The following is a 14,581-nucleotide window of genomic DNA, read 5'->3' as shown; positions in this document are numbered from 1 at the left end:
CATCAGGCAAAACCGTTATGCGTGGTGCGTATGAACAATCCTAACAGCAGCGATCGCATCGATCTGATGCAGACTTTTATCCGTATTGTCGAGAGCGGCAGCTTATCCGCCGCCGCCGCGCAGCTCGGCACGACACAACCCACCGTCAGCCGCCGACTGCAGAGCCTGGAGCAGCGGCTGGGCCTCAAGCTTATCCTGCGCACCACCCATGCGCTGAAGCTTACCGATGATGGCGAGCGCTGCTACGCCCAGGCGCGGCAGCTGCTGGCGACCTGGCATGCGCTGGAAGATGAGCTGACCGGGGCCAGCGATGACCCGGTCGGTACGCTGCGGGTTCGCGCCCCACACGCCTTTGGTCAGGATCAGCTGATCGCCCCGCTGGTGGACTATCTGCACCGCTACCCCCGGCTCAATATTGAGTGGATGCTGAATGACCGCACGCCCGACTTTATGGCGGAGAATGTGGACTGCGCCATTCAGGTCGGTGCGCCAACCGATCCTTCGGTGGTGGCGATACTGCTGGCAGAAGTGCCACGTATTGTGGTGGCCGCCCCGCACCTGCTGGCGCAGCAGCCGCCGATAGAGCGGGTTGAACAGCTGCGCGACCTGCCGTGGCTGGCACTGACCAGTTTTTACCGTAACGAAGTGGCGTTGCAGAAGATTGACGATGGCCAGCCGGTCAACCTGGCGATTACGCCCCGGCTGAGCAGCGACAGTTTATATGCGGTGCGTAAAGCGGCACTGGCGGGGATGGGAGCCGCGATCGTCTCGTCCTGGGCGGTGCAGGAAGATCTGGCGGATGGCGGCCTGGTTCAGCTGATGCCTGCGTGGCAGGCACCGCCGCTGCCGGTGTGGCTGACCTATCCCTGGGCGAGTTACTACCCGGCCAGGCTGCAACACTTTTTTGCCATGATCAAAGAGGTGATGCCGCAGCTGGCGGGCACGCGTCCGGCCTCACAGCCAGCGGGTCGTTCAGGGGGAGCAGAGCGGAAAGGGTAAAGCAGGCGCCCGCCTCAGCGGGCCGCCAGAGAGGTTACTTCTGTTTTTTATCGCTGCGCGACATCTGATCCAGCCAGCCCATCACAAAGGCGGAGAGCACAAAGGTCAGGTGGATAATCACGTACCACATCAGCTTGTCGTTTTCGACGTTGCGCGCTTCCATAAACACCCGCAGCAGGTGAATCGAGGAGATGGCGACAATGGAGGCGGCGACTTTGTTTTTCAGCGAGCCGGAGTCCATCTTGCCCAGCCAGCTCAGCTTCTCTTTATCTTCGTCGATATCAAGCTTAGAGATGAAATTCTCATAACCCGACAGCATCACCATCACCAGCAGGCCGCCAACCAGCGTCATATCCACCAGCGACAGCAGCAGCAGGATCAGATCGTTTTCCGCAATGCTGAAAATGTTGGGCAGCAGGTGGAAAATTTCCTGGAAAAATTTAATGGTCAGCGCCAGTAATCCCAGCGAAAGTCCAATGTAAACCGGGGCCAGCAACCAGCGCGATGCATACATCAGGTTTTCGGTAAAACGTTCCATACAATCCCACGAATAATCAAACAGGTCCGGAAGTATAACCGATCAACTGTGAAGTTATTTCAGCCCTTCGTCAGAAATTTCAGGGACCGGCGGAAGCGGCAGCGAGAGACGAAATGCCGCGCCACCTTCGGCCCTGTTCTCTGCCCAGATCTGACCGCCGTGGCTCTCGATAATGGTTTTACAGATTGCCAGACCCAGCCCGACGCCCGGCACCGCCGACTCTTTGTCGCCCCGCCAGAATTTATCGAATATCCGGCTTAAATCGTCTTCGGCAATGCCCGGTCCGCTATCCCAGACCGAGATCTCCAGCCGTGACGCCGCACGCCAGGCGCGAATGCCGCGTGGTGCGCTGTTACCGGCATACTTCAGGCTGTTCTCAATCAGGTTGGTGAAGACCCGCTCCAGCAGCGTGCTGTCGCCTTTGATCAGCACGATGTCGTCCGGCAGATCGAGCCGGACCTCATGCCCTTTCAGCGACGGTGCCATGCTGCTCAGCGCCCCGCCGACCACCTCTTCCAGCGCCAGCCACTCCTCACGCAGGTTGAGGCCGCCCGACTGAATGCGCGCCATATCCAGCATGTTGCTCACCAGCCGGATGGTGCTCAGCGTCTGCTCGCGGATCTGACTGGCCTGCGGCACATATTTTGAGTTGTCGCTGGCCAGGTCGAGCATCAGCATTTCCGCCTGACCAAACAGCACGGTCAGTGGGGTGCGCAGGTCGTGGGACAGCGCCGACAGCAGCGCATTGCGCAGCTGTTCACGCTCCGCCGAGAGCCGGGACGCCGCCTCGCTATGCGACAGAGCCATTCGCTCCAGTGCGTTAGCAATCAGCACCGTAAAGGTTTCCACCAGCCGCTGCTGCTCGGGGATCATCAGCTGACGCAGGTTCTGCGGCTCCACCACCAGCAAACCCCGGCAGTGCGCGCCACTTTTCAGCGGCAGGATCTGATAAGGCACCGCCGGTAAGGTATCAGTGCCCGCACCCGCAGGCTGGCCTTTGCTGTAACTCCATTTAGCAATCGCGCGATCCGGCTCGCTGGCTGGTAACGCATCGCCCACCGGTTGCAGTTCGCCCTGCTCATCCGGCAGCAGCAGCAGGCAGCGCGCCTGTAACGTGGCATCCAGCACCCGCTGGCTGGTGGCGGCGATATCCTGCGGCGTTAACGCACTGCCCAGCGATTTCGCCATCTCATAGAGCTGGCGCGCCCGCTGCTCGCGGTAGCGCGCCACCCGCGCCTGATAACGCACGCCTGCCGTGAGATTGCCGACGATTACGCCCACCGCCAGCATCACGCCAAAGGTGACCAGATATTGCAGATCGGAGACCGCCACCGTGCCGGTGGGGGCGACAAAGAAGAGGTCAAAGGCGACGATATTCATCACCGTGGCGATCACCGACGGCCAGCGGCCATAGCGCAGCGCCACGATCACCACCGCCAGTAGATAGATCATCACGCAGTTGGCGGGATCGAAACCGATCAGCACCGACTGCCCGGCGGCGGTTACAAGGATACAGAGCACCAGCGCCATCATTACGCCGCGCAGCTGAATACGCCATTTTTCGCTGGTGACGCGGCCATCCGGCAGCGGATGCGGCGCATCCTTCAGCGGCTCATCCAGCGCCACCACCAGCAGATCGAGATCCGGCCCCAGCTGGCCGAGCCGTTCGGCAAAGCTGTCACGCCGCCAGCGCCGCAGCGGGCGACGACCGGTGACAATTTTGCCCAGATTGTGCGCGCGGGCGTAACCCAGTACCGCTTCGGCTTCATCGGGCTCAGAGAGAGTCGCGGTTTCCGCGCCCAGCTCCTGCGCCAGTTGTAACGTACGCAGAATCGCCCGTCGCCGCGCTTCCGGCAGCCGGTGCAGCCGGGGCGTTTCGACATAGACCGCATGCCATTCACTGCCAAGCCGCGCCGCCAGTCGGGCGGCGGTGCGCACCAGCTTTTCACTGCCGCTGTCGTCGCCAATGCAGAGCAGAATGGCGTCGCGGGTGTGCCAGACGCGCTCCCGTCCCTGCTGATCGCGCCAGGCACGCATCTGATCATCCACCCGATCGGCGGTACGACGCAGGGCCAGCTCACGCAGGGCGAACAGGTTACCTTTGCGGAAAAAGTTTTCGATGGCGCGTTCCGCGCGGTCGCCAATATAGACTTTGCCCTCTTTCAGCCGCTGCCGCAGATCGTCGGGCGGCAGATCGACCAGCACCACTTCGTCGGCGCTGTCGAAAAAGGGATCGGGCACGGTTTCGCGCACCTGAATGCCGGTGACGCCGCCCACCACATCGTTGAGGCTCTCAAGATGCTGTACGTTGACGGTGGTCAGTACATCGATGCCCGCTTCCAGCAGCTCCTCAATATCCTGCCAGCGCTTGGGATGGCGCGAGCCCTGCACGTTGGTGTGCGCCAGCTCATCCATCAGGATCACCGCCGGATGGCGAGCCAGCGCGGCATCGAGATCAAACTCCGCATGACGCGAGCGGCCGGTTGCGCGACGCGGCAGCAGAGTTAACCCTGTCAGCAGCTGCGCGGTTTCCGGCCGGTCATGGGTCTCTACCACGCCGATTAAGACATCCAGACCCTGCGCGCGCAGCCGCTGTGCCTCCTGCAGCATGGCATAGGTTTTACCCACGCCCGCACAGGCACCAAAGTAAATTTTCAGCTGCCCACGATGACTTTCGCGGTTAGCCTGCAGCAGCGCGTCGGGATCGGGACGCTGGGGTTCGTGGTTCATCGCTTCCTTAGAGCCTATGCCAGTAGGCGTAATTGTTGCAGACAGTCTGGACACGGACAGCGCGGAACAACCGGAGCGTACACGTAGTACGTGAGGATGACTCGCTGCGCTCGCCCCTTCAGGGCCGCCCTGACGGGCGTTCAGGTTGCTAAAGCAGCCTGTGTGAGCACTGCCCAGGTTCAGACTGACAAATAAAATAGCCTAATGGGATAGGCTCTTAACACCATTACAGTTCGTTGAGCGCCATATTCAGCTGCAACACATTGAGGGTCGGTGTGCCGAGGAATGGCAGCAGCGGACGATGCGTCATCTTATCTATCAGCGCCTCGACCTGCGGCAACGGCAACTGGCGGCTGGCGGCGATACGCGGTGCCTGCCAAAGGGCGGCCTGTGGCGAAATATCCGGGTCCAGCCCGCTGGCTGACGCGGTGACCAGTTCAACCGGGACGGCGGCCGGTGCCTGCGGATTCGCGGCCCGCAGCGCAGCGACGCGATCGGCTACCGCTTTGTCCAGCGCCGGGTTGCTGGCGGCCAGATTGCTGCCCCCTGAGGCCAGCGGATTATAAGGTTTATCGCCACTGGCTGAAGGGCGGCCCCAGAAATAGTTGGGCTGGGTAAAGTTCTGGCCAATCAGCGCCGATCCGCGCGCCACGCCATCCTCATCCAGCAGCGAGCCGCTGGACTGGGACGGAAACAGCCACTGCGCCAGACCGGTGGTGAGCAAAGGATAAACCACGCCGGTAACAAGCGTAAGCAGCAACAACAGTAAAATTGCCGGACGTAACTGACTCATTTTTCTCTCCTCAGGCCATGCCTGAAAACACTAACAGCAGATCGATCGCTTTGATGCCGACAAACGGCACCAGCAGGCCACCCAGACCGTAAATCAGCAGGTTGCGGCGCAGCAGCGCAGCAGCGCTCAGTGGGCGGTAGCTGACGCCTTTCAGGGCCAGCGGGATCAGGAAGACAATCACCAGAGCGTTAAAGATCACCGCCGACAGAATCGCACTGGCTGGCGAGTGCAGGTGCATCACGTTAAGCATGTTGAGCTGCGGATAGGTCGCCGCAAACGCCGCCGGAATGATGGCGAAATATTTCGCCACGTCGTTGGCGATACTGAAGGTGGTCAGCGAACCGCGCGTCATCAGCATCTGTTTACCGATATGCACCACTTCCAGCAGCTTGGTCGGGTTCGAGTCGAGATCGACCATGTTGCCCGCCTCTTTCGCCGCCTGGGTACCGGAGTTCATCGCCACCGCCACATCCGCCTGCGCCAGTGCTGGCGCATCGTTGGTGCCGTCGCCGGTCATCGCCACTAAACGCCCTTCCGCCTGATACTGGCGGATCAGCGCCAGCTTGGCTTCCGGCGTGGCCTCTGACAGGAAGTCATCCACGCCCGCTTCCGCGGCAATCGCTGCGGCCGTCAGCGGGTTATCGCCGGTGATCATCACCGTTTTGATACCCATTTTGCGCAGTTCGGCAAAGCGCTCTTTGATGCCACCTTTGACGATATCTTTCAGCGCCACCACGCCCAGCACGTTCGCGCCCTCTGACACCACCAGCGGCGTGCCGCCACTGCGTGCCACCTCTTCCACCTGCGCATTGACCTCGGCCGGGAAACGGCCATGGTTCGCTTCGATGTGGCGACGTACCGCATCGACCGCGCCTTTGCGGATCAGTCGATCCTGCACGTTCACGCCGCTCATGCGGGTCTGCGCAGAGAACGGAATAAAGCTGGCACCCATGCTGCTGAGATCGCGCTCACGCAGATTAAATCGCTGTTTCGCCAGCACCACGATGCTGCGCCCTTCCGGCGTCTCATCGGCCAGCGAGGCGAGCTGTGCGGCGTCGGCCAGTTGCTCTTCGCTGACGCCCGGCGCGGGCAGGAACTGGGTCGCCTGACGGTTACCCAGCGTGATGGTGCCGGTTTTGTCCAGCATCAGCACATCCACATCGCCCGCGGCTTCCACCGCACGCCCGCTGGTCGCAATGACGTTAGCACCCAGCATCCGGCTCATCCCCGCCACGCCAATCGCCGACAGTAAGCCGCCGATGGTAGTCGGGATCAGACAGACCAGCAGCGCCACCAGCACCGTGATGCTGACTGGCGTTCCGCCCCATGCCGAGAACGGCCAGAGTGTCACGGTCGCCAGCAGGAACACGATGGTCAGTGATACCAGCAGGATGGTCAGGGCAATCTCATTCGGGGTTTTGCGGCGTTTCGCGCCTTCCACCATAGCGATCATCCGGTCAAGGAAGGTTTCGCCCGGGTTGGCGCTACAGGTGATCACCAGCCAGTCAGAGAGAATGCGGGTCCCGCCGGTGACGGAGGCGAAGTCACCGCCCGACTCACGGATCACCGGTGCGGACTCACCGGTAATGGCGCTCTCATCCACCGAGGCACCGCCCTCCATTACTTCACCGTCGCAGGGGATGATGTCGCCCGCTTCCACCAGCACCGCGTCACCTTTACGCAGCTCATCGGCACTGACCTGCTGCCACTCGGCGCCATAGCGCGCCGCTGAGAGTTTTTTGGCAAAGCTGGTTTTTTTCACCCCTTTCAGGCTACTGGCCTGGGCCTTACTGCGCCCTTCTGCCAGCGCCTCCGCCAGGTTGGCGAACAGCACGGTGAACCAGAGCCAGACCGCAATCGCCCCGGTAAAGCTGGCGCTGCCGCTGATCCGGCCGGTCAGCATCGCCAGCGCCAGCAGCGAGGTCAGAATGCTGCCGAGGTAGACCACAAACATCACCGGGTTACGGAACTGCACCCGGGGATCGAGCTTTTTCACTGCATCCCAGGCCGAGGTACGCAGCAATGCTGCGTCAAATAACGCCTGTTGTTGACGACTCATGAGGATTGTCCCTGAACAAGTTGCAGATGCTCAGCCACCGGGCCCAGCGCCAGAGCAGGAATAAAGGTCAGTGCACCCACCAGCAGCACCGTGCCAATCAGCAGTCCGATAAACAGCGGACCGTGGGTTGGCAGCGTGCCGTTACCCACCGGCTGCACTTTTTTCACCGCCATCGCACCGGCAATCGCCATCACCGGAATGATGATGCCGAAGCGGCCCAGCAGCATGCAGGCAGCCAGTAGCAGGTTCCAGAACGGCGTGTTAGCACTCAGTCCGGCAAAGGCGCTGCCGTTGTTGTTGGCCGCTGAGGAGACCGCGTAGAGCACTTCGCTGAAGCCGTGAATGCCGGGATTGGCCATGGCACTGCGTCCGGCGTCGGTCATCATCGCCAGTGCGGTACCGATCAGCACCAGCGCCGGTGTGACCAGAATCGCCAGCGCGGTCATTTTCATCTCCCAGACGTCGATTTTTTTGCCCAGGAATTCCGGGGTACGACCGATCATCAGCCCGGCGATAAACACCGCCAGCAGCACAAACAGCAGCATGCCGTAGAGACCGGCACCGACGCCGCCAAACACCACTTCGCCCAGCTGCATCAGCCACATCGGCACCATGCCGCCCAGCGCGGTAAAGGAGTCGTGCATGGCATTCACCGCACCGCAGGAGGCGGCGGTGGTGATGACCGCGAACAGGCTGCTGTTAAGAATGCCAAAGCGCGTCTCTTTACCTTCCATGTTGATGGCGCTGTCAGCACCCAGCTGGAGGAAGTGCGGGTTGCCCTGCAGTTCGGCCCACATGACGACCGATACCGCCGCCACAAACATCAGCGTCATCGCCCACAGCAGCATGTGGCCCTGACGACGGTCACGCACGCTTTCGCCAAACGCGAAGCAGAGCGCCGCCGGGATCAGGAAGATGCTCAGCATCTGCACCAGGTTAGTCAGCACCGTCGGGTTTTCAAACGGATGGGAGGAGTTGGCGTTAAAGAAGCCGCCACCGTTGGTGCCCAGCATTTTGATCGCTTCCTGCGACGCTACCGGTCCCATCGACAGCGTCTGCTGCACGCCTTCCAGCGTGGAGAAACTGTGATAAGGCGCGAAGTTCTGGATGCTGCCCTGGCTGACAAAGAACAGCGCCATCAGCAGGCTGATAGGCAGTAAGACATAGAGCGTGATGCGCGTCAGGTCGCGCCAGGCGTTACCCAGGGTCGCAGAGCTGCGATTAGCAAAACCACGGATCAATGCAAACGCCACGGCGATACCGGTCGCGGCTGAGAGGAAATTCTGCACCGTCAGGCCCACCATCTGACTGAAATAGCTCAGGGTGCTTTCGCCGCTGTAGGATTGCCAGTTGGTGTTGGTGACGAAGCTCACGGCGGTGTTCAGCGCCAGATGCCAGCTCAGGCCAGGCAGCTGCTGCGGATTCAGCGGCAGCGCGCCCTGCATCAGCAATATTGCCAGCAGCACCACGAAACCCAGCGCATTAAACAGCAGAATCGCCAGCAGGTAGTGCGGCCAGCGCATGTCCGATTGTTGCGCGCCCAGCAGTCGCCACAGCGGCGATTCCAGGCGGGTAAACACCGGCTTGTCAGCCACTAACGACGCCAGACCCCGTCCGAGCGGCTGCGCCAGCACCATCAGCAGCAGCAGATAGAATGCGATGAGTAAAAAAGCATTGGCCGCCATCAGAAGGCCTCCGCATTTAACAGGGCATAGATCAGATAGCCCAGTAACAACACCACCAGCACAATGCCGGTTATTACGCCCACGCTCACAGGAACCTCCAGAGGATTGGATTTATGGCTTAGCTTGCGCGGAGGCGTATAAAGAAGGGGTTAAAATGCAGCGGGCGGGCGTAAAAATAGTGTAAAAATGGCGAAAAATCAGGCGACTTCCAGCGCCCAGATACGATTGAGATCGACGTTACCCCACAGCGTGCTGTCCTCTGCGCCCACAATGCTGTCGGTGCAGAAGCTGTCGCCAAGGTCGAGCTCTTCCGGTTTCACTTCACGCTGGGCGTGCAGCGACCAGAAGACATGCACGCAGGGACGCATCAGCGATTTTTCGCCCGCTTTCACCACCAGCGCCACCCGGCCGGAGGCCAGACGCACCAGCGATCCCACCGGATAGATGCCGATGGTCCGTACGAAGGTGTGCAGCAAGCCAGGGTCGAAATGGCCGCGCCAGCTCAGCATCTGGTGCATCGCCTCGGCGGGTGTCCAGCCGTTGCGATAGGAGCGGGTCGAGGTCACGGCATCATAGACATCGCACACCGCCGCCATGCGGGCGTAGAGCGAAATCGCCTCGCCTTTCAGGCGGTGCGGATAGCCGCTGCCATCATATTTCTCATGATGATGCAGGGTGATATCGAGCAGATCGTCATCGGCGTCGGCTTCTATCAGCATCTGCGCACCGACCACCGGATGCTCACGCATCACCCTGAACTCCTCTTCAGTCAGCTTGCCCGCTTTGTTCAGGATTGCCAGCGGCACAGCCGCTTTGCCGACATCATGCAGTAAACCGCCCATGCCCACCCGACGCAGTTCCTGCTCATCCAGCCCGAGTTTTTTACCCAGCGCAATCATCAGCCCGCAGACCGCCATGGAGTGCAGATAGGTGTAGTCATCATGATTTTTCAGTCGCGCCACGCTCAGCATGGCGGAGGGTTCACGCGTGATCGATCCGGCGATTTCATCCACCAGATCCATCATATAATCGAGCTTCAGGCCGTTACCCAGCCGCGCTTCGTTGAACATTGCCAGCACTTTCGGTTTGCCCTGCAAAAAGATCTGCTGTGCCTGATCCAGTTCCTGGAAAAACGGGGTGCGGCCAATGGTTCTCTTCGCGACCGTGGAGGCGATCGGCGCCTGCACCGATCGATCTAGGTCGATCCAGAGCTGGCGGATCCCTTCAGTGCGAAGCATGGCGATTTGTCGGGGATCGGTGATCAGCATCTCATTATGAATGCGCTGGTCTTTTATCCACCAGACCTCCAGCTTGTGGATAAACATCCCTGGGCGCAATTCATCAATGGTAATCAGCTTTATCACGCTATCACTCTTTAATATCAGCGGGTGGTAAGGTGATATCGGCAGCCGGACAAATTTTCTTCAGGCTGTTTTGTGCGAAGGTGAGGGTCTGGTGAGTGGTCAGAGGAGAGTCGTCCTGCCTCGCCCCCGTTTCAGCAGGGGGGTTAAGACGCCGCTGCGGTTACACTACCCGGGTCAGCACCGGCTCGCCACGGGCAAACGCCAGCATATTCTCAAAGACCAGGTCAGCCATCGCCGCCATGGTTTCGCGGGTGCTGCTGGCGATATGCGGCGTGATCACCACATTGTCGCGCTGGCGCAGTGCGTCAGGCACCTGCGGCTCCTGTTCAAACACATCCAGCCCGGCACCGGCGATCTGCCCGGTTTCCAGCGCATCCACCAGCGACTGCTGATCCACCACGCTGCCGCGCGCAATGTTAATCAGATAGCCCTGCGGTCCCAGCGCCTGCAGTACTTCCGCATTGATAATGTGGCGCGTCGCGGCACCGCCCGGCAGGGTCAGCACCAGAAAATCGGCCTGCTGCGCCAGCGCCACCAGGCTCTCATGACGGGTGTAGGGCACATCGGGGCGTGAACGCGGGTTGTAATAGTGAATCGCCATATCAAACGCCTGCGCGCGCCTTGCTACCGCCTGACCGATATTGCCCAGCCCGACGATACCGCACACCTTGCCACCGATTTTGCTGCTCAGCGGAAAGCGGCCCTGCGTCCAGTGACCGGCGCGTGTGAAGCGATCGGCCTCGCTGATGCGGCGCGCCACATCCAGCAGCAGCGCCATCCCCAGATCGGCGACACAATCATTGAGCACCTCCGGCGTGTTGGTCACCACAATGCCGCGCGACCGGGCGGCTTCCGTATCAATGCTGTCATAACCGACGCCGTTACTGCAGATCGCTTTCAGGTTTGGCAGCGCGGCGATCAGCGCGGCCGGTGCGCCCATCACCGCGTTGCCGCTGGTGACCAGCATGTCGATATCTGCGCCCTGCTCAGCCAGAAAGGCTGCCTCATCTTCCGCCTCCCACAGCCGGAACGCGGTGAACGTCTTTTCAATGTTCTCTATCAGCTGCGGCGGCAGGAATTTCCCTCTGATCAGCACCTTACATTGCTTTAATGCCATCTTCTTTCTCCTGATTGTTATAGGATGCCGGGCGATCGCTCTCTTCACCGACGCGTTCAATCGGTCCCATCACCAGCAGGAACAGCAGCGCCGCTACCACGCAGTGTGCCGCCACAAACGCCAGCCCGATGCTGTAGCTGCCGGTCAGACCGACGATGATGCCGAACAGCAGCGGCGTGGTGAAACCGGCAATATTGCCGATGCCGTTAAAAATGGAACCTGCCAGGCCCACCGCCTCTTTGGGTGCGGTGTCGCTGATCACCGTCCAGGTGCCTGCCCCGGCCGCTATGCCTTTACCGAAAAAGGCGAAGGACATAATGGCGATAATGCCGCTATTGCCCGGAATGATCGCCGCCAGCACCAGACTGGACGCCATCAGCATGCCGACGATATAGGGCGTTTTACGCGCCCAGGAGACGCTCCAGCCCCGAGCGATTAACTTGTCTGACAGGTAGCCGCCGCTGATCCCGCCCAGAAAACCAAACAGCGCCGGAGCAACGGTGGCGAAGCCCGCCTCCATGATGTTCATGCCGCGCGCCTGCACCAGATAGATCGGAAACCAGGTAATAAAGAAGTAGCTGAGCGCGATGATGCAGTACTGACCGAGATAGGCGCACCAGAGCATGCGATTAGTGAGCAGCTTTCTGAACATCGCTTTACTGACCGGTGGCCGCGCTTTCAGCGTCTGCGCCGAGTCGATATCCACAAGCGCACCACCGTCGACGATGTGGCGCAGTTCACTCTCTGACACGCCAGGGTGATTGCGCGGCTCGCGCATCCAGGCAGCCCAGACAAACACCGCCAGCAGGCCGATGCCGCCCAGCACAAAGAACGGCCACTCCCAGCCAAAGCGCGACACCAGCCAGCCTGACAGCGGTGAGAAGATGGCGACGGCAAAATATTGCGCCGAGCTGAACAGCGATGAAGCCCGTCCCCGCTCTGCGCCAGGGAACCACATAATCACCACGCGCGCATTGGCGGGAAAGCTGGGTGCCTCGATCAATCCCAGCATAAAGCGCAGACCAAACATCAGCATCAGCGCGCCGGTCATGCCGCTGGAGAACTCACCAACGAATCCCATCGCCAGCGTCGAGACTGACCAGAGCGCCAGCGTGACGCCATACACTTTTTTAGCCCCGAAGCGATCAAGAAACAGCCCGCCGGGGATCTGACCAATAACGTAGGCCCAGCTGAAGGCAGAGAGGATCAATCCCAGCTGGATCGCTGACAGGCCGAACTCCTCTTTGATTGCCGATCCGGAGATCGAGAGGATCGAACGGTCGGCATAAGCCACGACCGACAGAAAGAGGATCAGGCAGAGGATCCAGATGCGTACATGAGACGTCCGGTGAGTCGTTTGGTCTTTAAGCATGAGCTGAATTCCTTAAAAAGCGGCAGGTTGCGCCACGAGGTTTTTTTCAGGAATAACGCTGAGATTTCCCGCTTAAGGAAATATAGATAGGAGGCTAACGATGGATCATTGTGCGGATGTTGAGATCGTCAGGCCCGATTCAACGGTTTTCTGACAACCACCACAAAGGCCAGTGCGATGCTGCACAAAAGCGCAAAAAGCCGCGGCTGCCTGCCGCAGAGTGTGCGCCACGTCGAGGATTTCATCGGCGCTGGCAGCTATGACGCGGCGATTTTACGGCAAAGTGTGGCGGCGCTAGCAAGAGTTAAAAGGGCCGGTTGTCAAACCCGGCGACTGTTCATAAGCTGCAAATGATAATCTTTGTCCATTTTTATAATAAATGAAAAATCTATTCCACTCAGTTAACCTCGGGAGTCTGCAATGAAAAAACGTGCATGGGCAATACTCTGTCTGCTCTCTCTTTCCACGTCGGCGCTGGCAGAGAAGATTGGCGTCTCAATGGCCTATTTCGACCAGAACTTTCTGACCATTATCCGCCAGTCGATCGAGAAAGAGGCCAAAGCGCGTCAGCTGGATGCGCAGTTCGAAGATGCACGCGGCGACGTGGGCCGTCAGACCGATCAGGTGCAGAGCTTTATCAGTTCCGGGGTGGACGCGATTATCGTCGATCCGGTCGACTCCGCCAGCACCCCTGCCCTGACCAGGCTGGCGCAGCAGGCTCACATTCCGCTGGTCTACGTTAACCGCACGCCGGGCGATAAAACCCTGCCGCCGGGCGTGGTGTTTGTCGGCTCTGACGAACGCGAATCGGGCACGTTGCAGATGGAAGCGCTGGCGAAGCAGGCGGGTTATCGTGGCAAGGTCGCCATTATCATCGGTAACCTCAGCGATGCGGGTGCGCTGCAGCGCACCAAAGATGTCGAGCAGGTGGTGGCAAAGTATCCCGACATGAAAGTGGTGCTGAAGCAGACCGCAAACTATTCGCGTAATGAGGGCATGGATTTAATGCTCAACTGGCTGTCGAACGGGGAAGAGATCGATATTGTCGCCGCCAACAACGACGAAATGGCGATTGGCGCAACCATGGCGATTGCCCAGGCGAAACCGAAGAAAACCATTCTGGTGGGCGGCATTGATGCCACGCCGGATGGCCTGAAAGCCCTGGCAAGCGGCAAACTGGCCGTCACCGTGTTCCAGGATGCCGTGGGTCAGGGCAAAAAATCGGTCGAGGTGGCGCAGCAGATGATCAAAGGGGAAAAAGTCGATTCCCACCAGTGGATCCCGTTTGAACTGGTGACGCAGCAGAACATGCAGCAATACAGCAATAAAAATCCGTAATGAAAAGCGGAGCGGCAGCGCTGCCGCTCCGGTTATCACTTCTCGTGCAGCAGTTTCGCCATCATCACCACATCGCGCAGCTGACCGTCGCGCAGGGCGGCCTGCCGCATCACCCCTTCACGCTCAAAGCCCAGCCGCTCATAGAGCCGCAGCGCCCGTTCGTTGTCGTGAAACACCTCCAGCTCCATACGCGTAATCCCCAGCCAGTTACGGGAATAGTCGAGCGCGGTGCGGATCAGGCGCTCACCGACGCCGCGACCGGCGTAATCGGGATGCACACCCAGCCCAAAGCTGATGCAGTGGCGGGTGCGCGGCTTGTTATCCACAAACAGCGTCAGCTCACCGGCCAGCACGCCCTCGATCTCCGCGACAAAGGCGATAAACCCCTCGGCATCCATTCTGGCGATTTTTTTCTCCCAGGTGGCAACGCTGGGAAACGGCAGCTGCAGCGTCCAGGGATAAACATCGGGATGACTGTAGAGTCGCTGATAGGCGGCGGCATCCTGCGGTTCCCGTGCCCGAATAATGATTTCCATATTTTCTCCTTTTAGCCGAACGGGGTTCATGCACTAAGCTGTAGCTCTTT

The 14,581-nt window shown here is 60.1% G+C and carries 12 protein-coding genes; 2 read left to right on the top strand and 10 right to left on the bottom strand.

The window, feature by feature from the left end; all coding sequences use genetic code 11:
• The first annotated feature begins 30 nt into the window (after positions 1-30).
• Entirely contained in the window at positions 31-999 is a 969-nt protein-coding gene (locus ACVKSX_RS14920; RefSeq protein ID WP_062759567.1) for a LysR family transcriptional regulator, read from the top strand.
• A gap of 34 nt (positions 1,000-1,033) precedes the next feature.
• Here ACVKSX_RS14920 and ACVKSX_RS14915 read toward each other — a convergent pair whose 3' ends face one another.
• The 9 genes from ACVKSX_RS14915 to ACVKSX_RS14875 all read right to left on the bottom strand — a co-directional run bounded on the left by ACVKSX_RS14915 (position 1,034) and on the right by ACVKSX_RS14875 (position 12,657).
• On the bottom strand, positions 1,034-1,537 hold the full coding sequence (locus tag ACVKSX_RS14915; RefSeq protein ID WP_187507246.1) for a TIGR00645 family protein: 504 nt from the start codon (positions 1,535-1,537) through the stop codon (positions 1,034-1,036).
• Positions 1,538-1,591: 54 nt separating this feature from the next.
• A complete protein-coding gene (kdpD, locus tag ACVKSX_RS14910) occupies positions 1,592-4,267 on the bottom strand; it encodes a two-component system sensor histidine kinase KdpD (protein WP_010253433.1) in 2,676 nt (891 codons plus the stop codon).
• Between the two features lie 226 nt (positions 4,268-4,493).
• Positions 4,494-5,060, bottom strand: coding sequence for a potassium-transporting ATPase subunit KdpC (kdpC, locus tag ACVKSX_RS14905; protein WP_354439671.1), 567 nt, complete (start codon positions 5,058-5,060; stop codon positions 4,494-4,496).
• Positions 5,061-5,070: 10 nt separating this feature from the next.
• Positions 5,071-7,119 (bottom strand): potassium-transporting ATPase subunit KdpB, encoded by a 2,049-nt coding sequence (kdpB, locus tag ACVKSX_RS14900; RefSeq protein ID WP_010671495.1) that lies wholly within the window; start codon positions 7,117-7,119, stop codon positions 5,071-5,073.
• Positions 7,116-8,804: a potassium-transporting ATPase subunit KdpA gene (gene kdpA / locus ACVKSX_RS14895; protein WP_010671494.1), complete on the bottom strand. Its 1,689-nt coding sequence runs from the start codon at positions 8,802-8,804 to the stop codon at positions 7,116-7,118. Before kdpA ends, kdpB begins: the two co-directional genes overlap by 4 nt.
• Positions 8,804-8,893, bottom strand: coding sequence for a K(+)-transporting ATPase subunit F (kdpF, locus tag ACVKSX_RS14890; RefSeq protein WP_010253443.1), 90 nt, complete (start codon positions 8,891-8,893; stop codon positions 8,804-8,806). The genes kdpA and kdpF overlap by 1 nt, the downstream gene beginning before the upstream one ends.
• A gap of 108 nt (positions 8,894-9,001) precedes the next feature.
• Complete coding sequence (locus ACVKSX_RS14885; RefSeq protein ID WP_010253446.1) at positions 9,002-10,168, bottom strand: HD-GYP domain-containing protein; 1,167 nt, start codon at positions 10,166-10,168, stop codon at positions 9,002-9,004.
• Positions 10,169-10,328: 160 nt separating this feature from the next.
• A complete protein-coding gene (locus ACVKSX_RS14880) occupies positions 10,329-11,285 on the bottom strand; it encodes a 2-hydroxyacid dehydrogenase (RefSeq protein WP_033785708.1) in 957 nt (318 codons plus the stop codon).
• On the bottom strand, positions 11,266-12,657 hold the full coding sequence (locus ACVKSX_RS14875; protein WP_010253452.1) for an MFS transporter: 1,392 nt from the start codon (positions 12,655-12,657) through the stop codon (positions 11,266-11,268). Before ACVKSX_RS14875 ends, ACVKSX_RS14880 begins: the two co-directional genes overlap by 20 nt.
• A 420-nt stretch (positions 12,658-13,077) precedes the next feature.
• Here ACVKSX_RS14875 and ACVKSX_RS14870 point away from each other — a divergent pair, with 420 nt between their 5' ends.
• Complete coding sequence (locus ACVKSX_RS14870; protein ID WP_061704377.1) at positions 13,078-13,995, top strand: sugar ABC transporter substrate-binding protein; 918 nt, start codon at positions 13,078-13,080, stop codon at positions 13,993-13,995.
• Positions 13,996-14,030: 35 nt separating this feature from the next.
• Here ACVKSX_RS14870 and ACVKSX_RS14865 read toward each other — a convergent pair whose 3' ends face one another.
• Positions 14,031-14,531 (bottom strand): GNAT family N-acetyltransferase, encoded by a 501-nt coding sequence (locus ACVKSX_RS14865; protein WP_010253457.1) that lies wholly within the window; start codon positions 14,529-14,531, stop codon positions 14,031-14,033.
• Between the last annotated feature and the right edge of the window lie 50 nt (positions 14,532-14,581).

The organism is Pantoea sp. PvP021, from assembly GCF_054056055.1.
The sequence above is the reverse complement of the archived record's forward strand: the minus strand, read 5'-3'. Positions and strand labels throughout refer to the sequence as shown.